Consider the following 21,241-nt stretch of genomic DNA (forward strand, 5'->3'; position numbering starts at 1 on the left):
TGGCTTTAACTGTACCATGTAGGTAAAATATTATCCGAGGAAATCTTCTTGAAAGCCTTTACGGATGGTGCTTTTTAAGAATTTCCTCGGATAATTGAATATCTGGGATAATGCGCCCTATCCCAGAACTCGGATAGGGCGCACTTCTATACATAGTCCATAGACCATGTATCGTGCGTCCTGCGGAGCCGCCCCCTGACCGCCGATAGAATCCGCTGTCCGGGAGCCTGCGTCGCTTTGCTCCGTACAAGGGGGCTACACCCCCTTGCGCCGCTTAAGCGGCTATCCCCTGTGTCCTTTGTGTCTGCGACAACCCGTTACCGGCCTGTCACATCCGCAAAGGCTGATAGATGAATACCGACACTTGACCGTTATCCATACGGTCTTTTCTTATCCCATAGCAAAGGAGGGATTGTCACATGAATAAATCACTGGAAGAATTACAAAAGGAATACGAGGAAAACACCGCCAAGCTGGAACAGGAACGTCGTAAGCTGCGCCGTCTGGAAAACCGAAAATCTTACTTTGAAAGCGGCTCCCGCAAGCAGCGCAGCCACCGGCTCATTACCCGTGGGGCGGCGATAGAGAGCGTCATGCCGGAAGTGAAGATACTGACCGAGCAGGAATTTTATTCCCTGATGGAACGCATATCCCAATGGCAGCCAGTTCAGAACATGGTGCGGTTGACCGTTGAGAAGTACAATCAGCCGCCAGTCAGCCCAAAGGACGGTGACTGACAATGGCGCTGTATCATTTGACGGTCAATCAGATCAAACGCAGCGCCGGACAGAGCGCCATTGCCGCCGCAGCCTACCGAGCCGGGGAACGGCTTTACAGTGATTACTACGGCGAGTACAGCGACTACACCCACAAGGGCGGCGTGATCTGTTCCGAGATTATTTTGCCGCCCCATGCCCCGCCGGAGTACCAAGATCGGGCAACCTTGTGGAATACGGTGGAACAGGTGGAGAAGCACCCAAAAGCGCAGCTTGCATATAGCTTTGATGTTGCTTTGCAGAATGAGCTGTCAATGGAGGAAAATATCGGGCTGGCGAGGGAGTTTGTACGGCGCTGTTTGGTAGATCGAGGCATGATTGCCGATCTTGCCATTCACGCCCCAGACAAGGAGGACGGCGGCATCCCCAACCCACATTTCCATGTCATGACGATCATGCGCCCCCTCAATCCAGACGGTACATGGGGACAGAAGCAGCGCCGGGAATATGTCCTTGACAATGCGGGCAACAGGGTACTGGATGAAGCCGGAAAACCAATATTCAACGCCGTACCTACCACCGACTGGGGCAGCCCGGAAACATTGGAAGAATGGCGGGAAACATGGTGCCGGATGGTGAATGAGAAGTTTGCGGAAAAGGGGCTGGACGTCCGCATCGACCACCGCTCCTATGTGCGGCAAGGGCTTGACCTGATCCCCACCGTCCATGAGGGGCCGACGGTTCGGCAGATGGAAGCAAAGGGCATCCGCACTGACAAAGGCGAGCTGAACCGCTGGATCAAAGCAACTAACCGGCTCATGCTGGATGTAAAGAGGAAAATCAAATCCCTGTTCGGCTGGATTGCGGAGGTCAAAGAGGAACTTTCCAAGCCTAAGACGCCGAGCCTTGCCGACCTGCTGATCTTCTATTATGAGGACAGGAACGCCGGGGCATGGAGCCAGAGAGCTAAGGGGAAGAACCTGAAAGAGTTTTCGGAAGCGGTCAATTACCTGATGGAAAATAAACTGCTGTCACTGGAAGCATTGGAAGCCCGTCTTTCGTCCGTCAGCACAGAGTTTGACGCATTGAGCGGCGCTATGAAGTCTAAATCAGCCCGGATGAAAGAATTGCAGGAGCTGATACGGCAGGGCGAGAACTACAAACGGTTGAAGCCGATATATGACGAGCTGAACGGCATCAAGTGGAAAAAGCAGCGGGAGAAATTTGAAACAGCCCACGATGCAGACCTGCGGCTGTTCTACACCGCCCGCCGCATTTTGAAAGAGAAGCTGGACGGCAAGCTGGTGACGTTACCCGCATGGAAGCTGGAATATAACCGGCTGCAAGCGGAGTACGCCGAGCTGTCCCCGCAGTATAAGCTTCTCCGGGAGGATTTGCTGAAAATGCGCCGGGTACAGCATTGTATTGACCGGGCATTGGAGCAGCGGCAGACACAGGAGCCGTCGAGAAAGAAACACGATATGGAACTTTGACACAACCGGCAGTTTTCAGGCTACCGGCATTTTTATGGGAGGAAGCATTTGAATGTATTTGAAGCGGTGAAGCAGTCCGTCACCACCCGGCAGGCTGCTTCTTTCTATGGAATACGGGTGGGCAGAAACGGTATGGCCTGCTGTCCGTTCCACAATGACCGGACGCCGAGCATGAAAGTGGACAGCCGCTATTACTGCTTCGGCTGCGGCGCTTCCGGGGATGTGATCGACTTTGCCGCTTCGCTGCATGGTTTGGGAAAGCGGGAAGCCGCCGTCAGACTTGCGGAGGATTTTTCAATTCCCTATGACGATATAAAACTCACCGACAGGAAGCGGCGCAGACCACCGCCCCGCCAAAAGACAGCCGATCAAAGATTTAGGGAAGCTGAACAGCATTGTTTCCGGGTATTGTGCGATTATCTGCACCTGTTGGAACGCTGGAAAACCGAATACGCCCCACAGCCGCAGGATGCCGTCTGGCATCCTCTTTTTGTGGAAGCATTGCAGAGAATTGATTATGTAGAATATCTGCTGGATATTTTGCTGTTTGGAGAATTGGAAGAAAAAGCGGCGCTGCTCGCCGAACAGGGAAAGAGGGTGATTGAGATTGAACGACGAATTTCAGAGCTTGCCGCCGGCGGCGCAGGAAGCGGTCAGGCGGACAATGGATTTAATGGAATCGGCGCAGACTACGGAGGAAATCAAAGAAATGCTGGAGGGAACGCAGAAAGGCGGCGTGAAGAACAGCATCAAAAACTGTCTGACGGTGTTCCAGCGTGACCCGCTGCTGCGTGGGGCCATCAGCTATAATATTCTCTCCGAGCGGGTAGATATTGTGAAACCGTTGGGATGGGAGCGAACCGGTTCCGCGCTGACCGATATGGATATGAAATATCTGCTTCTGTATCTGGAAGAACACTACGGGCTTACCAGTGAGAAGAAAGTGGAAAACGCTATCCAGATCGTAGCCAACGAGAACCGCTACCATCCTGTCAGGGATTATCTGAACGGCCTGCAATGGGATGGAACAGAGCGCATCCGTTATGCCCTGCTCCACTTTCTGGGAGCCGATACAGACGATTATACCTTTGAAGCCCTGAAGCTGTTTATGATGGGAGCAATCCGGCGGGTATTTCAGCCGGGGAGCAAGTTTGAGGTCATGCTCTGTCTGGTAGGTGGTCAGGGAGCCGGGAAATCCACCTTTTTCCGACTGCTGGCAGTCAAGGACGATTGGTTTTCCGATGATTTGAAGAAGCTGGACGATGAAAACGTATATCGGAAGTTGCAAGGGCATTGGATCATGGAAATGTCGGAGATGATTGCCACCGCCAACGCCAGAAGCATTGAGGAAATCAAGTCGTTTCTAAGCCGCCAGAAAGAAACCTACAAAGTGCCGTATGAAACCCACCCGGCAGACCGGCTCCGTCAATGCGTGTTTGGAGGAACCACCAACCGGCAGGACTTTCTGCCCCGTGACCGTGTACCCGGAACGGGCGGAGGTTCACATACTGGACGATGAAGCAACTTCAAGAGCGTATATCGACCAGATGTGGGCGGAAGCCATGACGATCTATCGCGGCGGCAGATACAAGCTGTCTTTCAGTGCGGAGATGAACGCTTACCTGAAAGCTCACCAGCAGGATTTTATGCAGGAGGACACGCAGGCCGGTATGATCTACGCCTATTTGGAGGACAACACCGGCGAGCGGGTATGCTCCAAGCAGCTTTATGAGGAAGCGTTAGGGAACTGCAATCCCCCGGCAGAATGGGAAACACGGGCGATCTGCGAGATCATGAACACCGGCATTGCAAACGGCAGCATACGGGGCTGGACGGCTTACAAAAGCCCCAAGCGGTATAAGAAGTACGGTTCCCAAAAAGGTTGGGAGCGTGTCAACCAGCCCCCAGCGGACGAGGATGGTTTTCGGGAGATCACGGAGGAAGAAGCCCGGCAGATGGAGCTTCCCTTTTGAAAAAGCTCCCGGTTGACAGTTTGGTTGACGCTTCGGTTGACTGCCGGTTGACAGGAAAAAGCCTGATATTTGGGGCATTTCTCTCCTTTGTCAACCATGTCAACCAAGAAATCAAAGAAAAGTTAAAATAGAAAAATAGAGAGCCTGCGGATTGTTTTCAAAGTCTTTTATGCCGGTTGACACGGTTTGGTTGACATTGGGATATTCCGCATCACACCAGCCTGACATTTCCTTGTCGGGCATATTTCATTTGCGTGGGCAACGAGCCAAGCGGATATGCTTGCATATCCATTTGGCGACTGCCGCGACAACGTCAGTTTATGGAGGTAAATGCCTATGAAAGAAATCCCTATTTGGGAAAAGAGTAATCTTAGTCTGGAAGAAGCGGCAGCCTATTCCGGGATTGGAGTAAATAAACTGCGGGACATAACTAACGATGAAAATTGTCGGTTTGTTTTGTGGGTAGGAAATAAGCGATTGATAAAGCGACGCCTGTTTGACCAGTATATCGAACAGGCGTATTCCATCTAACACTATCTTTTGCAAATAAGTGATGTAAAATGCGGCTTTGATATGATACAATGAATGTGTCATATCAAGGCTCTTTCCATCACGGAAAGGAGTTTGACAATGTCCGAGAAACGCAAAGACCATAAAGGAAGAATCCTGCGGACAGGAGAGAGCCAGAGAAAAGACCTGATTTATCAATATCGGTACACAGATATTCGCGGAAAGCGGCAGACCGTTTATTCCTCTGATTTGAAAGAACTGCGGGAAAAGGAAAAAGCAATTCAGAAGCAGCTTGATGAGGGGATTGACTATGCCGCCGGAGCAATTACCGTGATTGCCCTTTTGGAGCGGTATATCAGTTTGAAACAGGGCGTGCGCTACAACACGAAAGTCGGTTACAATTTTGTGCTGAATCTGATTAAGAAAGAAGATTTCGGCTATCGGCAGATAAGGGATATTAAGGTATCAGACGCACAGCAATGGATTATGAAGCTGCACAATGACGGCAAGGGATATAGCACAATTACCAGTGTCCGGGGCGTTGTCAAGCCAGCCTTTCAAATGGCATACAATGAGGACATTATCCACAGAAATCCCTTTGACTTCAAATTGGTAGACGTTGTACCCAACGATTCGCAGAAACGGATTGCCATGACAGAGGAACAGCAGAAAATCTGGATGAGCTATATCCGGGAGGATAAGACCTATGCCAAGTATTATGACGAATTTGTCGTATTGTTGGGAACGGGTATGCGTGTCAGCGAGTTTTGCGGCTTGACTAAAAGCGATTTGGATTTTGAAAATCGGAAAATCCGGGTAGACCACCAGCTTGTCCGGGAACGGGGCGGAAAATATTACGTTGAGAAAACCAAGACGGAATGTGGCTGCCGTTTTATCCCCATGACAGAGGAAGTCTATCAAAGTCTGAAAAATATTCTTGCCAATCGCCGGAAAATGAAAACGGAGATCATCGTGGACGGATATAGCGGCTTTATTCTGATTGATAAAGACTGTCACCCGAAAGTAGCCTTGCATATCGAGAATGAAATGCGGTGGGCTATGAAAAAGTACAGAAAGCTGTACCCGGATAAGCCATTGCCAAACATCACGCCCCATGTGTTCCGGCATACGTTCTGCACGAATATGGCAAACAAAGGCATGGATATTAAAACCTTGCAGTATGTCATGGGACATTCTGATGTGGGAGTGACGCTGAATGTTTATACCCATGCAAGCTATGACCGGGCAGCGGAGCAGATGACAAAAATCATCGACTTGAGCGAACAACGAGGAAAACACCTTGCTTGCAAGTGTGTTTGACGACTGCCGGACAACGCAGGCAAAGCCTGCGTGTAAGGGAAGCGGTACGCAAGCTAAGCAGAGAAAATCAGGCTGAAATTGAACAGAGTTACTACACCATTTACTACACCATTTGCCCGTGAATTTGCGTAGAATTACATAGAAAAGCGTAGGTTTGGGGCAAAAAGCAAAATTGAAGAAAAGTGCCAAAAAGCTTGAAATATCAAGGTTTGTAGGCTTATGAAAGGATATATTCAAGATGATAAAAATACTTTTTATCTGCCACGGCAACATCTGCCGCTCCCCCATGGCAGAGTTCGTATTCCTCAATCTAGTAAAAAAGGCCGGTTGCGAATCCGAGTTTGAAATCGATTCCGCCGCCACCAGCCGGGAGGAGATCGGAAATCCCGTACACCCCGGAACCCTCCGGAAGCTGGCAGAGCAGGGTGTCCCGGTCCGGGAACACCGCGCCCGCCAGATGACACGCCAGGATTATCAGAAATACGATTATCTGATCGGCATGGACGCTCAGAATCTTCGCAATATGCTGCGAATTTTGGGCGGAGATCCGGAGGGAAAGGTGAAGCTCTTGCTGGATTTCACCGGGAATCCCAGGGACATTGCGGATCCTTGGTATACCGGGAATTTTGACGCGACCTATGAGGATATCCGGGAGGGATGCGAAGCGCTTTTGAGGAAAATGGAAAAAAGTTTTTTGACGGAACATTGACAGGAAACGGGAAAACCGATACTATGAAAGAGAGTAAAAAATTAACAAAAGGACATACAGGAGGATACGATGAAACAAGACATGATTGTGATCTTGGACTTGGGAAGTACGGAAAATACAGTCCTTGCACGGGCGATCCGGGCATTGGGCGTGTACAGTGAAATTTATCCCCATGATATCACAGCGAAAGAATTGGCGGCCCTGCCCAATGTAAAGGGAATCGTGATCAACGGCGGCCCCAACCATATAGTAGACGGCGTTCGGATCGACGTTTGGCCGGAAATTTATGAAATGGGAATCCCGGTTATGGCCGCTGCCCATGAGCTGGCCAAGTGTGAGCGACAGATTGCCGCATGGCCCGAATCGGAGGAGGCGTGTAAGGAGGCTCTGAGGCCTTTTGTCTTCGATGTATGCAAAGCTGAGGCAAATTGGAACATGAAAAATTTTGTTGCCGATCAGGTGGAGTTGGTCCGGCAGCAGGTTGGGGATAAAAAGGTTCTGCTGGCTCTGTCCGGCGGCGTGGACAGCTCCGTGGTGGCCGCCCTCTTGGTCAAAGCCATCGGCAAACAGCTGACCTGCGTCCATGTCAATCATGGTCTGATGCGGAAAGGTGAGTCGGAGAGCGTTGTCAATGTCTTCCGGAATCAGTTGGACGCGAATCTCGTTTATGTGGACGCTGTGGAGCGGTTTTTAGGAAAACTCGAAGGAGTGGCCGATCCGGAGCAGAAGCGGAAGATTATCGGCGCGGAGTTTATCCGTGTGTTTGAGGAAGAAGCCAGAAAGCTGGACGGCATCGATTTCCTGGCTCAGGGGACGATTTATCCGGATATCGTAGAGAGCGGCACCAAGACGGCAAAGACCGTAAAATCCCACCACAACGTCGGTGGACTGCCCGAAGATCTGGATTTCCAGCTGGTGGAGCCTTTGCGCCAGCTGTTCAAGGATGAAGTGCGGGCTTGCGGCGTGGAGCTGGGCCTGCCCTACGAGATGGTATACCGCCAGCCTTTCCCCGGACCGGGTTTAGGCGTGCGCTGCCTGGGAGCGATTACGAGAGAGCGGCTGGAGGCGGTTCGGGAGTCCGACGCGATTCTCCGTGAGGAGTTTGCCAAAGCCGGACTGGACAAAAAGGTATGGCAGTATTTCACCATTGTACCGGATTTTAAATCCGTGGGTGTGAAGGACAATGCCAGATCCTTTGAGTACCCGGTCATCCTGCGGGCGGTCAACACCATCGATGCCATGACAGCCAGCATTGAGGAAGTGCCGTGGCCAATCCTCCAGACGATTACGAAGAGGATTCTCAGTGAAGTGAAGAACGTGAACCGTGTCTGCTATGACCTGTCGCCGAAGCCCTGCGCTACGATCGAGTGGGAATGAAGCAATAAGGAAATCTGCCGGGAGCCGGCCGGTTCCCCACCGGGGATGATTCCAGCTGCAATTCCGAACCTGGAAATAGCAATGGGAAAAAGTTTTCACAGCAATAATCAATACGGCCCTGCTGGTATTTTGAATCAGCAGGGCTGATTCGTTTTGAAATGCCTGGACGGAACAGAATAGCTAACCACCGCAAAAACTTATTATAGGAGGAGGCCAAAAGTTGCAGATCACAATGTTGGGAACCGGACATGCCATGGTAACGGAATGCTACAATACATGTTTTGCTCTGGAAGAAAGCAACCATTATTTTTTAGTGGACGGCGGAGGGGGAAGCACGATTTTAAGGCAGTTGAAGCATGCAGGAATCAACGGGAAAGACATCAAGCATATTTTTGTCACGCACAAACATATCGATCACCTGACGGGAATCATCTGGATGATCCGCACGATCTGCCAATCGATGAACCAAGGCGAATACGAGGGGGAGGTTCTGATCTATGCGCATGCAGAGCTGACTGAGATGATATATGAGATTTCAAACATGCTGCTGCAAAAAAAGGAAACCCGCTTATTGGGGGAAAGGGTCCATCTGATCCCTGTCTCGGACGGCGATGAGGTTGAGATTCTGGGGCGCAGAACCACTTTTTTTGACATCCAATCGACCAAAGCAAAACAATACGGGTTTTGTATGTACTTGGAAAACGATGAAAAGCTGACCTGCTGCGGAGACGAGCCTTACAAGGAGTGTGAACGCAAGTATGTCCAGGGCAGTAAATGGCTGATGCACGAAGCATTTTGTCTGTATCGAGAGGCAGATTTATTCCGGCCATATGAGAAGCAGCATTCGACGGTCCGGGAAGCATGCCAGACGGCGGAGCGGCTTGGCGTAAAAAATCTCTTGCTCTATCATACGGAGGACCATCATATAAAGGAACGCAAGAAGCTATACCATGCGGAAGGGTCCCAATATTTTCACGGCCGCTTATACATCCCCGATGATTTGGAACGCCTCGTCCTTTAAATTCCCGCCGGAAACGATTTTGTCCCAACCGTGTTAATTTCCTGAAAAACCGGGCATGCTGGTAGAAAAAGAAGCCGCAGCCTATTCGATCCGGCTGTGGAAGGGAAAGAAGCATGATGGCGCAAGGGACATTGACGATGGAATGGGTCGCGCTGACCCTCTTGGTAATTATAATATTCTTTTATTGGGGGAGCATCCGCACGCTTACGCATCCGGTTAAGATGTACTGGGCGTGCCTTTTTCTTTCCGCTATGGCTATTCTAGGGAGGATCCTTCTCATTGCTCTGCCGGAGGCAGGGCTGAGATTTTCTTCACCCTGGAATCAGGCGCTTCCCAGTCTGTATTATCTCTTTGCTTTTCTGGCAGTCACGGCGATTGCCCTGGACCTTTCAAATCACGTTTTAAGACACGCGGAGAATCGGAACTGCCGGGCCGGTTCACGGCGTCTGATAAAAGTCTTGTTCCTCTTTTTTGTTCTCCTTTTGCTGCTAAATTTTCGGTCCGGAATCATTTTTAACGTGGATGCAAACGGGGTGCCGGGTCCTCTGCAAAATATCGTGATCATCTATTTGCTGGCCCAATGCCTGCTGGTGTACCTGATCTCTCTGTGTTGTTCTTCCTGGGACGGCAGAAGGCAGCGCGGTATCATTTTTGCTTTTCTTTTGGCGTTGCTGGGCCTGATCGTAGGAAAAGCGCTGAATCCTCTGAGTTCTTTGGACGGATTCGGGCTGGCGTTTGCCAATTTGATTTTGTTTCTCCGCGTGCAAAGTCAGAGGCTTGAGCTGGACCCTGTGACCGGACTTCGCAATCGCAGCGGTTTCTTCTTTGAAATGCAGAACCGGATCTCGGAAAAGAGAGATTTTTGCGCCGCGGTCGTTGCCCTCGAAAATTTCAATCAAGTCTATGAGCGGTACGGTCAGGGATCTGCCGACGAGTTTTTGTATCAGATGGGGAATTGGATGGCGAAAACTTTAAAGGGCGGAGAATCGGAGGTATTCCGCTACGTGGGCGCTTCCTTTGCCCTGTTGATGTCCGGAGATTGGCGCGAGTCCGAAGAAAAATTGGGAGCGGTGGAGGAGCGGTTCCGAAAAAAATGGTATCTGGGGGAAGCGCCGTCGGAGCTGCTTTCTGTTACGGTCTGCGATTTTTTATACGAGGGCGGAAATCAGACCGCGGAACAGATCGCCTCGGATCTGGATGAGATGCTGTTTCTGGCAAGGAGGAGCGGAAAAGACCGGATATCATTGAACCTGGAAACGGCACAGCTCCTCCATCGCCGGAAGAAATATACGCTGTGGCTGAAAAAGGCGCTGCGGGAAAAACGGTTTCAGGTCTGGTATCAGCCGGTTTACCGCCGGGACAGCGGGAAATTTGTGTCGGCCGAGGCTTTGATCCGTTTGCAGGATGAGGCGGGAACTTTTCTCTCTCCCGCGGAGTTTATGAAGCTGGCCGAGGAAACCGGGCTGGAGAATGATGTCTTTTGGCAGGTTTTAGAGCAGGTCTGCTCTTTTTTGCAGAAGAATCCGGAGCTTCCCTTGGAGTCGATTTCCGTCAATCTGTCCGCGGCTCAGATGGAGATTCCCCATTTCGCGGAGCGGGTTTTGGTCTTGCTGGAGCGGTACGAAATTACGCCCGAACGGATTTGCTTTGAAATTACGGAACGCATAGAAGGAAAACAGGGCGGTATGGCGTGGGATACGGCCGCGCGGATGGGAGAAAAAAAGTTTCGGTTTTACCTGGATGATTTCGGGACCGGGTATTCCAATCTGAACCTGCTGCTTCGCGCACCGTTTTCCTGCGTCAAGCTGGATAAAAGCCTGTTGGAGGAAAGCGCGGGATCGGAAAAAGGGGAGCAGCTTCTTCAAAATTTAGTGCAGCTTCTCCATGGGCTGGGCTTGGAAGTCATCGCCGAAGGGGCGGAGGAGGAGAGTCAGGCAGAATATTTATGGGAGGCGGGAGCCGACCGGATTCAGGGATATTTTTACGCCAGGCCCATGCCGGAGGAGATACTATGTCCTTTTCTGGAACCGGAGGCCGGCAGCATTATAAAAAAAGAGGAGGGATAAAATCGGCTCCCATTCACGGCCGCTAAAATTCATTTCACACCGTTTCCGCACTATTGACAATCTGGATTATTGCGCATACAATAGTTGTATATGCAATGAAACAAATCAAGGCAGAGAAAGGGAACGTCTGATGCTGAAACGAATCTTCTCTTATTTTCACAGCTATAAAAAGTATGGCTTTCTCACCGTATTCTGTGTGGTTTCCGAGTCCGTATTTGAATTGATCATCCCGCTTTTGATGGCGGATATCGTGGACATCGGTGTGGCGGGCGGTGATAAAGCCTATATTTTTCGAAAGGGATTGCAGATGGTGTTTTGTGCTCTGCTCGCCCTGATCTTGGGAATCGGGAGCGCGCGGTTTGCCGCTGTCTGCGGACAGGGCCTTGGGGCGGAGCTGAGGAAGGCGGAATACGAAAAGCTCCAGTCTTTTTCTTTCTCTAATATTGACCACTTCCGCGTCTCCTCCCTGGTGACGCGTCTGACCAGCGATGTGACCAACATTCAAAATACGGTTTCCTCCGGAATCCGTCCGGTGTGCCGGTCGCCGGTCATGCTGCTGGTGGCCACGGGAATGGCTTTTTCTATCAATAAAAATCTGGCGCTGGTGTTTTTTGTCGCCTTGCCGGTGCTGGGCTTTCTCTTGTTCCAGATTATTTTACATGTGCGCCCGCTCTACACAAAAATGCAGGTGGCGATTGACGCGGTAAACCGGATCGTCCAGGAAAATTTAACCGCGGTCCGGGTGGTAAAATCCTATGTCCGGGGAGATTATGAGATTGAAAAATTTGATAAGGTGAATGCAGACCTGAAAAATACGTCGGAACGAGCGTTCCGCCTGACGGCCATGAATATGCCGGCTATGCAGTTCGTCATGTATGGCACGATCCTCAGTATCCTCAGGTTTGGCGGAAACATGGTACATGTGGGGACCATGAAAGTCGGAGAGCTGACCGGCTTTTTGAGCTATGTCATGCAGATATTAAATTCTTTGATGATGATGTCTGCGGTTTTCATGATGCTGACCCGTTCCCTGGCATCGGCCAAACGGATCACCGAGGTTTTGGTCGAAGTTCCGGAAATTACCGATGCGGACTCAGAAGAGATCGCGGTAGAGCGGGGGGAAATTGAATTCGACCACGTCTATTTTAAATATAAAAAAGAGGCGCCGGAGTATGTTTTATCCGATATCAGTTTTCATATCGAAAGCGGACAGACCATCGGCATCGTCGGGCAGACCGGATCCGCAAAGTCAACGCTGGTACAGCTGATCCCCCGTCTCTATGAAGCCACGGAGGGCTGTATCCGCGTGGACGGCCGTCCGGTCCGGCAGTATCCCGTGGAGCATCTCCGGGACGCCATTGCGATGGTGCTGCAAAAGAATACGCTGTTTTCCGGCACGCTCCGGGAAAACCTGCGCTGGGGAAAGGCGGACGCCACGGATGCGGAGCTGGAGGAAGCCTGCCGGATTGCCTGCGCCGATGAATTCATCGACCGGCTGGAGAGCGGTTTTGACACGGAGATGGGACAGGGCGGCGTCAATGTGTCCGGCGGCCAGAAACAGCGGCTCTGTATTGCCCGCGCACTTTTAAAAAATCCCAAAGTCCTGATTTTGGATGACTCCACCAGTGCTGTGGATACGGCCACCGAGGCCAAAATCCGGAGCCAGCTGGCGGAAAAGCTTCCGAACATGACTAAGATTATCATCGCGCAGCGGATCTCCTCGGTACGCCACGCAGACCAGATCCTGATCTTAGAGGACGGCAGGCTCTGCGGCATGGGCACCCATGAGGAACTCCTTGCATCCAATGGGATCTATCAGGAGATCTACGAGTCTCAAAAGGAAGGAGCGGAGCTGTAATGCCGAGATATGTGGGATATAAGAGACCGAAAAACACGAAAAAGACGTTAAAAAGCCTGCTTCATTATTTTGGCTATTACAAATGGATGCTGGCATTGGTGGCCCTGCTGGTTTTGATCAGTACGTCGGCCAACCTGCTGGGAACCTACCTTTTGAAGCCGGTGATCAACCAGTATATTCTTCCGGGGGATATAGGGGGCCTGATTGCCGCGCTCTTTGGAATGGGAGTGATGTATCTGTGCGGCGCTGCGGCCACCTTTGGCTATAACCAACTGATGGTAAAGACCGCCCAGAAGGTAATTAAAAAAATCCGGGAGGATCTTTTCGCCCACGTACAGAAATTGCCGCTTCCTTATTTTGACGCCCATACCCATGGCGACTTGATGAGCCGGTTTACCAACGATGTGGATACGGTTCAAGAAGCGCTGAACAACAGCTTTACTTTGCTGATTCAAAGTTTTTTGATGCTGTCCGGAACCATTACCATGCTGTTGGTGCTGAGCGTCCGGCTGTCTCTGATCGTCATCGTTTTTCTCATGGTCATGTTCGCTTCCATTAAATTCAATGGAAAGCGCAGCCGCCGCTATTTCCAGAGACAGCAGGCGGAGCTTGCCAGAATCAATGGGTTTGTGGAGGAGATGGTGGCGGGCCAAAAGGTGGAGAAGGTGTTTAACCACGAAAAGGCCGATCTGGAGGAATTCTGCCGCCGCAATGAAAATCTGCGGAAGGCATCCACCGGCGCCTTGTCCTATTCCGGTATGATGATCCCGACGATTGTCTGCCTCTCTTATGTCAACTATGCAGTCTCTGCCTGCGTCGGCGGTCTCTTTACCCTGGCCGGCCTCTTTGACCTGGGCAGCCTGGCTTCCTATTTGGTCTATGTTAGACAGAGCGCCCAGCCGTTAAACCAGTTTACCCAGCAGGTTAATTTCATTTTGGCAGCCCTCTCCGGCGCAGAGCGGATTTTTGAGATGATGGAAGAAGAGCCGGAAGTTGACGAGGGGGACGTTACGATCAGCCGGGTCCGGAAAAGGGAGGATGGAAGCATCCAGGAGTGTCCGGAGTATACCGGGCAGTTTGCCTGGAAGAAGCCGGACGGAACCCTCGTCCCTCTGCAAGGGCAGGTGCAGTTTGAGGACGTCGTCTTCGGCTATGTGCCGGAAAAGCCGGTGCTCAATCGAATCAGTTTGGAAGCGGAGCCTGGGCAGAAATTGGCTTTTGTCGGCTCCACCGGCGCGGGAAAGACGACGATCATCAACCTGATCAACCGCTTCTACGAGATTTCCGGGGGGCGGATTACCTATGACGGCATTGACATCCGGGACATCCGGAAACGGGACCTGCGCCTTTCTCTGTCAATGGTAATCCAGGACACCCACCTGTTTACGGGAACCATCGCGGAAAATATCCGCTACGGAAAGCTGGATGCCACCGAAGAGGAGATCCGCCGTGCGGCAAAGATCGCCAATGCGGATTCTTTTATCCGCCGTCTTCCCCAGGGCTATGATACCATGCTCTACGGCGACGGCAGCAACCTGTCCCAGGGGCAGCGGCAGCTTTTGGCCATTGCCAGGGCCGCGGTTTCCCGGCCGCCGGTGCTGATTTTGGATGAAGCGACCAGCTCCATCGATACCCGGACGGAACGCTTGATTGAAAAAGGAATGGATGCTATTATGGAGGGGTGTACGGTGTTTGTGATTGCGCACCGGCTGTCCACAGTACGGAATTCGGAGAAGATCCTGGTGCTGGAAAAGGGCGTCGTCATTGAGCAGGGAAATCACGAGGAGCTGGTGTCTAAGAAAGGCAGATATTATCAGCTTTATACCGGCCAGTTTGAAATGGAGTAGACCATGCAGAAAAGCGAAGTAAGAGAAATTCTTTGGGAGCTGGATTCGGCGAGACGCCGTCTGCTGCGACCGTATTTTTTGGAGATTGGATTGACATTGGGGGAGGGGCAGCCCCGGATTTTGAGATGGCTGGCGGAGCACGGCCCCATGAGCCAGCGGGAATTGGCGGATGCCTGCCGGCTGGATGTGACTACGATGTCCAGAACCCTGGACCGACTGGCGGAAGCCGGGTACCTGGAACGGGAGAGAAACCCGGAGTGCCGCCGTTCCCACCTGATTTCTTTAACGCCCGCCGGCCGGGAAAAAGCACAGCAGGTCATAGACGGTTTTCGGATCGTGGATGAACGGCTTTTGGCTGGCTTCCGGGAAAACGAGGCGAAAGAGATCTTGGCGGGACTGAGACGGATGTTAAAAAATTTGGAGAGCGCTCCCGCAATAGAGGCGGACAGCGGAAGCGGTACCGACGGGAAAGATTTTGCTCTGTAAAAAAATAACGAGTAAAAGAACCGGGGCCGGAACTTGACAAAAGGCCCCGGTCCGTGATATTCTGTATAACAGTCTAAAATATATCTTGGGGAGGTGTCTGTTTGGAGTCGGTTCGATAGGGAACACAGACTGCATAGCGATAAGGAAGAGGAACGGCGGTCATAGGATCGCTTGATTTGCTGTGCAAGAAGGGTTTCATATGGAGCTGTGACCGGCAGACATGCTCATTCTGTCTTGTTGGACATGGTCTTGTGCTATGTCTTTTTTTGGTTCCTCCGCGCACACACCTTGTTCTGTCTGATCTGTGTTTCCACTTTCAAAAAGGTTATGTAAGCTGATAAAATCAGCAGGGATCGAGCAATATAAAATTTTAGAGGTCTTCCGGATTTTTTTGCTTCTTCTACGGAGGAGCAAAGGGAGAGACCTGGGCCGCCCGGCCGCCGGCTGGGCTGGTTTGCTGTGGAAACCGTCCGGATGGATCAAGAAAGAGAGAAAATTAAATGAATACCCATTGGAGAGCATTAGAATTTGACAAAATCATAGAGCAATTACAGGAAGTATCGGTATCGGAACAAGTCAAAGAACGTTTTCAGGATTTAGCGCCCTATCCCAAGGAGGATACCTGCATACGGGCCATGACGGAGACCACCCAGGCCCGCCGGATTTTGGACGCCTGCGGCACGCCGCCGCTGCCCTTGATGAAAGGGATGGAAGAATTGCTGATTCAAAGCGAAGCTGGAGGGATGCTGTTGCCGGAGCAGCTGACGGAGACCGCGTGTTTTGCCTCTTCCTGCAGACGGATGGCCGCTTATCTGGCCCGCGGGGAATCGATGAACCAGGCGGTTGCCGCTTACGGCCGCGGGCTGGGGGACCTGACAGCCTTGCAGGAGGAGATTGTCCGCTGCACCGGAGAGGACCGGGTTTATGATGAGGCAAGCCCGTATCTCCGGGAGATCCGCCGTCAGAGGGAACATCTGGAGGAACAGGTAAAGGAGAAGCTGGCCCAAGTGCTCCGCAGTCAAAAACAGATTTTGGCGGACGGCTATATTTCAAAGCGGGGCGGCCGCTATGTATTGCCAGTTCAGCGCCGCTTTCAGCATCAGTTTTCCGGTTCCGTGGTTGAGGTGTCGGGCAGAGGCTCCACCGTATTTATGGAACCGGCCGCCGTCTCAAAGCTTCAAGCGGAGATGGACCGTCTGGCCGTGGAGGAAGACGGGGAAGTGCGAAGGATCCTGTACCTCCTGACCGGTATGGTGGCGGAGGCTGCGCAGGTGATCCGGCGGAATATGGAAATCATGCAAGAGCTGGACTTTTTATTTGCCAAAGCCAAGCTGAGCGCGGCCATGAAAGCGCGGGCCGTGGAGATCGGCGGTGAACGCCGCCTTGCCATTTGCCAGGGGCGCCATCCGCTGCTGAAGCCGGAAAGCTGCGTTCCGCTGGATTTTTATATGGAGGAGGGAACCTTCGGCGTGGTCATCACCGGCCCTAATACCGGAGGGAAAACCGTTGCGGTGAAGACGGTTGGGCTCCTGTCTATGATGGCCCAGTGCGGACTGCATATTCCCTGCGGGGAAGGCACCTATATCGCGATGCAGGATGGATACTGGTGTGACATCGGGGACAGCCAGAACATCGCCCAGAACCTCTCCACTTTTTCCGGCCATATCACCAATGTGGTCCGGATCCTGGAATCGGCCAGCCGCGACAGCCTTGTGCTCTTGGACGAACTGGGAAGCGGGACAGACCCCGCGGAAGGAATGGGGATCGCTGTGGCGGTTCTGGAAGAGCTCCGAAGGCGGGGATGCCAGTTCCTGGTGACGACCCATTATGCCCAGGTAAAGACCTATGCCTGTGAGACCGAAGGGATTTTAAGCGCCCGGATGGCTTTTGACCAGGAAACCCTGCGCCCCCTCTACCGCCTGGAGCTCGGAAAGACCGGGGAAAGCTGCGCCCTCCAGATTGCGGAGCGCCTGGGGATGGCCCCGCAGCTTCTGGACCGCGCCTACCGGGAAGTTTACGGAGAATCGAGGACAAAAGCCAAAGTTCCAGAACCCATGCCTGTACCGGAAAGCCGTCTGATCCGCATTGCGCCGAAAAAAGAAGTCCACGATCCTGGGAATAAGTTTCAGATGGGCGACAGCGTAGCGGTCCTGCCGGAGGAAGAACTGGGGATCGTATACCGGCCGGCCGATAAAAACGGCGATGTGATCGTCCAGGTAAAGGGCCGGAAACGAAAAATACGCCACACCAGGCTGCAGTTAAAGGTGCCGGCCAGCGAGCTGTATCCGCCGGACTATGATTTTTCCATCATTTTTGACACGGTGGAAGATCGAAAGGCCCGCAAACAGATGAGCAAACATCACCGGCCGGATCTGATGATAACCCACGAGAAGGAAGAGTGGGAGCAGCCATAAGAACAGGGGGCGCTTATCCGAAATAGAAAGTTGGAAAAAGTCTTGACAACCCAAACATTCCGGCATATGATGGATACAACTTCATTCCCCAAAACAGCGATGACGGAACGAGTACCCATTCCTCCATTGGACAGAGAGAGGAGACGTTTGCTGAAAGCCTCCTTGCAATGAAATGGCGAAAACCACTCCCGAGCTGCGGCAGGACGAACTGCCGCCGTATGCCTGCGTTAAAGGATCCGGTTTGTCAGAACCAAAGTGAAAAATCAAGGTGGGACCGTGCTGCGAGAGGAGCACCCTTGGATGGCGAGAGCTGTCCGAGGGTGTTTTTGCGTGAAGAGTTTTTTCGCTACTCTGCCCTTTTTCGGCCGGAGTAGCGGAAATCGTGATAAAACAGATTGGAGCAATATAGATAGAACAGGAGGAAAACAAAATGAAAGTTACGCTAAAGAACGGAGAAATCCGGGAATTTGACTGCCCGATGACCGTGATCTCGATTGCCGGGGCGATCAGCGAAGGGCTGGCGCGCAATGTCTGCGCCGGTCTGCAAAACGGCGAGGTGGTGGATCTTCGCACAGTGATTGCAGAAGACTGTGAGCTGACGCTATTAACCTTTGACGATGAGGAGGGCCGCAGCGCATTCCGCCATACGGCGGCTCATATTCTGGCGCAGGCGGTGAAACGCCTGTATCCGGAGACCAAGCTTGCCATCGGCCCGTCCATCGCAGACGGCTTTTACTACGATTTCGACCGGCCGGAGCCTTTTACCCCGGAGGATCTGGAAGCCCTGGAAGCGGAGATGAAAAAGATTGTCAAAGAGAATTTAAAGCTGGAGCGCTTTACCCTGCCCAGGGCTGAAGCGATTGCTCTGATGAAAGAGAAGGATGAACCTTATAAGGTGGAACTGATCGAAGATCTTCCGGAGGATTCGGAGCTGAGCTTTTACCGCCAGGGCGAGTATGTAGATCTGTGCGCGGGACCGCATCTGATGACCACAAAGATGGTCAAGGCCTTTAAACTGACTTCCATCGCCGGGGCGTACTGGCGCGGAAATGAAAAGAATAAGATGCTGACCCGGATTTACGGCACCGCGTTCACCAAGGCTGCGGATCTGGAAGCTTATCTGACCCGGATGGAAGAAGCGAAAAAGAGGGATCACCGAAAATTGGGGAAAGAACTGGGGCTCTTTACTCTGATGGAGGAAGGGCCGGGATTTCCGTTCTTTCTGCCGAAGGGCATGGTTTTAAAAAATACGCTGATCGATTACTGGCGAGAAATTCACACGCGGGAGAACTATGTGGAGATTTCAACGCCCATCATGTTGAACCGGACGCTCTGGGAGACCTCCGGCCACTGGGATCATTATAAGGAGAATATGTACACGACGGTGATTGATGAGACTGACTTTGCCATCAAGCCGATGAACTGCCCCGGCGGGGTGCTGGTATATAAGTCTCAGCCTCACTCCTACCGGGATCTGCCGCTCCGGATGGGGGAACTGGGCCTGGTGCACCGCCACGAGAAATCCGGCGCGCTCCACGGACTGATGCGGGTGCGCTGCTTCACGCAGGATGACGCTCATATTTTTATGACCCAGGAGCAGATCACGGATGAGATCAAGGGAATTGTCCGGCTGATCGATGAAGTCTACAGCCTGTTTGGGTTTAAGTATCATGTGGAGCTTTCCACCCGCCCGGAGAACAGCATGGGAAGCGATGAGGACTGGGAGATGGCCACCGACGGACTGCGGAAAGCCTTGGATGAGCTGAATCTGGACTATGCGGTCAACGAAGGGGACGGCGCGTTCTACGGTCCGAAGATTGACTTCCATCTGGAAGATTCCATCGGGAGAACCTGGCAGTGCGGCACGATCCAGCTGGATTTCCAGCTGCCGCTGCGGTTTGAGGTGGAATATACCGGGGCCGACGGGGAGAAGCACCGCCCGATCATGATTCACCGGGTGGTCTTCGGTTCGATCGAACGGTTTATCGGGATTCTGATCGAGCACTATGCCGGAAAATTCCCGGTATGGCTGTCTCCGGTACAGGCCAAGGTGCTGCCGATCTCAGAAAAATGCAGCGAGTACGCGAAGTCGGTCTACCAGACGATGCGAGGGCATGGCATCCGCTGCGAATATGACGACCGCCCGGAAAAGATCGGTTATAAAATCCGCGAGGCACAGATGGAAAAGGTGCCTTATATGGTGATTACCGGCGCAAAGGAGGCTGAGGAAGGCACCGTTGCGATCCGCTACCGCGATTCCGGCGAAAATGTGACCATGTCCCTGGACGCCTTCATTGCCAAGGTGCAGAAAGAGACGAGGAACAGGGAGTAAAGAAACCGCGAGGAATACGTTCCAGCCAGCCGGGCCGGTTCGCCGCCGGCTCCGGAAACTTGGCGGGACGCAGGAAAAAGAGGATAGATTTGGAAAAACCGGAAACACTAGGGACAAATCCAACGTCCGAAATCCGCCGCGATTTTGGATAACGGCGAAATCTATATCAATGATGAGGGAGATTGTATGAACAGCAAAACATTTTTTCATATGTCCTACGGCGTCTATGTGGTGACGGCCATGGATGGGGAGCGGCCCGCCGGCTGCGTGGCCAACAGCATTATGCAGATTACATCCTCACCGGCGACGGTGGCTGTCAGCATGAATCACGACAACTATACGAATTCTTGCATTGCCGGGAGCGGCAAATTTGCCTTCTCGATCCTGGCGGAAAATACGGACCCGGCCGTGATCGGAACATTCGGGTTTCATTCCGGCAAAGATATGGATAAGTTCGCCGGAAAAGAGTATGAGATCGTGGAGGGGGTTCCGGTGCTGAAAGAAGGCTGCGGCTATGTGGTGTGCCGGGTTATCGACCGGATGGAAACGGAAACCCATACCGTATTTTTGGGCCAGGTCGAGGCGGCCGAGAATCTGCCCTGTGATTCGCCGGCGATGACGTATTCCTACTACCACAATGTGGTGAAGGGAAAGAGCCCGAAGAATGCCCCGACCTATGTGGCGGAGGAACCGGAAAAAAAGACCAAGAGCCGCTGGGTCTGCCAGGTCTGCGGCTATGTGTACGAAGGGGATGAGCTGCCGGAAGGCTACCAGTGCCCGGTATGCGGAGTGGGCCCGGAGCACTTTGAAAAAGAAGGGGCAGTCCCGGAGAAGAACCCGGCCAAATGGGTCTGCCAGGTCTGCGGCTATGTGTACGAAGGGGACGAGCTGCCGGAAGGCTACCAATGCCCGGTATGCGGGGTAGGCCCGGAGCACTTTGAGAAGCAGTAGATTTCGGGAATCCGGACGTTGAGGCTGCAAAATCTTTGCCCATCCGACAAATATCGCAAATCCGGCCGGGAAATATCGAAAAAGGACTGGCGGAAACGAGAGAAATAGGTTAGAATAAGGAACAGGTGGTTTCTCAAGGGAATCCGCCTGTTTTTACTGTCCAAACGA

General features: G+C 52.4%; 14 protein-coding genes and 3 pseudogenes. All 17 read left to right on the plus strand.

The window, feature by feature from the left end; all coding sequences use genetic code 11:
- Positions 1–419 precede the first annotated feature (419 nt).
- Positions 420–737, plus strand: coding sequence for a DUF3847 domain-containing protein (locus MUB23_RS08040; RefSeq protein ID WP_244799867.1), 318 nt, complete (start codon positions 420–422; stop codon positions 735–737).
- Between the two features lie 2 nt (positions 738–739).
- Positions 740–2,209: a MobQ family relaxase gene (gene mobQ, locus MUB23_RS08045; RefSeq protein WP_244799868.1), complete on the plus strand. Its 1,470-nt coding sequence runs from the start codon at positions 740–742 to the stop codon at positions 2,207–2,209.
- Between the two features lie 48 nt (positions 2,210–2,257).
- Positions 2,258–2,989, plus strand: coding sequence for a CHC2 zinc finger domain-containing protein (locus MUB23_RS08050; RefSeq protein WP_244799869.1), 732 nt, complete (start codon positions 2,258–2,260; stop codon positions 2,987–2,989).
- A pseudogene (locus MUB23_RS08055) lies at positions 2,874–4,182 on the plus strand (VapE domain-containing protein). The gene MUB23_RS08050 and the pseudogene MUB23_RS08055 overlap by 116 nt, the downstream one beginning before the upstream one ends.
- A gap of 336 nt (positions 4,183–4,518) precedes the next feature.
- The gene (locus MUB23_RS08060; RefSeq protein WP_244799870.1) at positions 4,519–4,713 is read left to right on the plus strand and encodes an excisionase; all 195 of its coding nucleotides are present in this window, start codon (positions 4,519–4,521) and stop codon (positions 4,711–4,713) included.
- A 99-nt stretch (positions 4,714–4,812) separates the two neighbouring features.
- Positions 4,813–6,012: a site-specific integrase gene (locus MUB23_RS08065; protein WP_244799871.1), complete on the plus strand. Its 1,200-nt coding sequence runs from the start codon at positions 4,813–4,815 to the stop codon at positions 6,010–6,012.
- Positions 6,013–6,250: 238 nt separating this feature from the next.
- The gene (locus tag MUB23_RS08070) at positions 6,251–6,721 is read left to right on the plus strand and encodes a low molecular weight protein-tyrosine-phosphatase (RefSeq protein ID WP_244799872.1); all 471 of its coding nucleotides are present in this window, start codon (positions 6,251–6,253) and stop codon (positions 6,719–6,721) included.
- 69 nt (positions 6,722–6,790) lie between these two features.
- Positions 6,791–8,098 (plus strand): glutamine-hydrolyzing GMP synthase, encoded by a 1,308-nt coding sequence (gene guaA / locus MUB23_RS08075; RefSeq protein ID WP_244799873.1) that lies wholly within the window; start codon positions 6,791–6,793, stop codon positions 8,096–8,098.
- 220 nt (positions 8,099–8,318) lie between these two features.
- A complete protein-coding gene (locus MUB23_RS08080) occupies positions 8,319–9,119 on the plus strand; it encodes an MBL fold metallo-hydrolase (protein ID WP_244799874.1) in 801 nt (266 codons plus the stop codon).
- A gap of 113 nt (positions 9,120–9,232) precedes the next feature.
- Positions 9,233–11,185 carry an EAL domain-containing protein gene (locus MUB23_RS08085; RefSeq protein ID WP_244799875.1) on the plus strand — a complete coding sequence of 651 codons (1,953 nt, stop codon included), beginning with the start codon at positions 9,233–9,235 and terminating at the stop codon, positions 11,183–11,185.
- A 133-nt stretch (positions 11,186–11,318) separates the two neighbouring features.
- Positions 11,319–13,043 carry an ABC transporter ATP-binding protein gene (locus MUB23_RS08090; RefSeq protein ID WP_442874110.1) on the plus strand — a complete coding sequence of 575 codons (1,725 nt, stop codon included), beginning with the start codon at positions 11,319–11,321 and terminating at the stop codon, positions 13,041–13,043.
- Complete coding sequence (locus tag MUB23_RS08095) at positions 13,043–14,890, plus strand: ABC transporter ATP-binding protein (protein WP_244799877.1); 1,848 nt, start codon at positions 13,043–13,045, stop codon at positions 14,888–14,890. Before MUB23_RS08090 ends, MUB23_RS08095 begins: the two co-directional genes overlap by 1 nt.
- A gap of 3 nt (positions 14,891–14,893) precedes the next feature.
- Entirely contained in the window at positions 14,894–15,376 is a 483-nt protein-coding gene (locus MUB23_RS08100; RefSeq protein WP_244799878.1) for a MarR family winged helix-turn-helix transcriptional regulator, read from the plus strand.
- Between the two features lie 500 nt (positions 15,377–15,876).
- Complete coding sequence (locus MUB23_RS08105; RefSeq protein WP_244799879.1) at positions 15,877–17,790, plus strand: endonuclease MutS2; 1,914 nt, start codon at positions 15,877–15,879, stop codon at positions 17,788–17,790.
- A gap of 430 nt (positions 17,791–18,220) precedes the next feature.
- Complete coding sequence (thrS, locus tag MUB23_RS08110; protein WP_244799880.1) at positions 18,221–20,122, plus strand: threonine--tRNA ligase; 1,902 nt, start codon at positions 18,221–18,223, stop codon at positions 20,120–20,122.
- Between the two features lie 210 nt (positions 20,123–20,332).
- Positions 20,333–20,920: pseudogene (locus MUB23_RS19990) on the plus strand (flavin reductase); the annotation flags it as partial.
- A pseudogene (locus MUB23_RS20000) lies at positions 20,912–21,070 on the plus strand (rubredoxin-like domain-containing protein); the annotation flags it as partial. The pseudogenes MUB23_RS19990 and MUB23_RS20000, both read left to right, overlap by 9 nt.
- Positions 21,071–21,241 lie beyond the last annotated feature (171 nt).

Source organism: Cuneatibacter sp. NSJ-177, assembly GCF_022867805.1.
Taxonomy (GTDB): Bacteria; Bacillota; Clostridia; order Lachnospirales; family Lachnospiraceae; genus Pseudolachnospira.

What these genes read in the sequence shown, in the direction of transcription:
- MUB23_RS08060 (WP_244799870.1), top strand. Translation starts at nt 4,519, where the DNA reads ATGAAAGAAATCCCTATTTGGGAAAAGAGTAATCTTAGTCTGGAAGAA.
- MUB23_RS08040 (WP_244799867.1), top strand. Translation starts at nt 420, where the DNA reads ATGAATAAATCACTGGAAGAATTACAAAAGGAATACGAGGAAAACACC.
- guaA (WP_244799873.1), top strand. Translation starts at nt 6,791, where the DNA reads ATGAAACAAGACATGATTGTGATCTTGGACTTGGGAAGTACGGAAAAT.
- MUB23_RS08065 (WP_244799871.1), top strand. Translation starts at nt 4,813, where the DNA reads ATGTCCGAGAAACGCAAAGACCATAAAGGAAGAATCCTGCGGACAGGA.
- MUB23_RS08095 (WP_244799877.1), top strand. Translation starts at nt 13,043, where the DNA reads ATGCCGAGATATGTGGGATATAAGAGACCGAAAAACACGAAAAAGACG.
- mobQ (WP_244799868.1), top strand. Translation starts at nt 740, where the DNA reads ATGGCGCTGTATCATTTGACGGTCAATCAGATCAAACGCAGCGCCGGA.
- MUB23_RS08100 (WP_244799878.1), top strand. Translation starts at nt 14,894, where the DNA reads ATGCAGAAAAGCGAAGTAAGAGAAATTCTTTGGGAGCTGGATTCGGCG.
- MUB23_RS08105 (WP_244799879.1), top strand. Translation starts at nt 15,877, where the DNA reads ATGAATACCCATTGGAGAGCATTAGAATTTGACAAAATCATAGAGCAA.
- MUB23_RS08085 (WP_244799875.1), top strand. Translation starts at nt 9,233, where the DNA reads ATGATGGCGCAAGGGACATTGACGATGGAATGGGTCGCGCTGACCCTC.
- thrS (WP_244799880.1), top strand. Translation starts at nt 18,221, where the DNA reads ATGAAAGTTACGCTAAAGAACGGAGAAATCCGGGAATTTGACTGCCCG.
- MUB23_RS08070 (WP_244799872.1), top strand. Translation starts at nt 6,251, where the DNA reads ATGATAAAAATACTTTTTATCTGCCACGGCAACATCTGCCGCTCCCCC.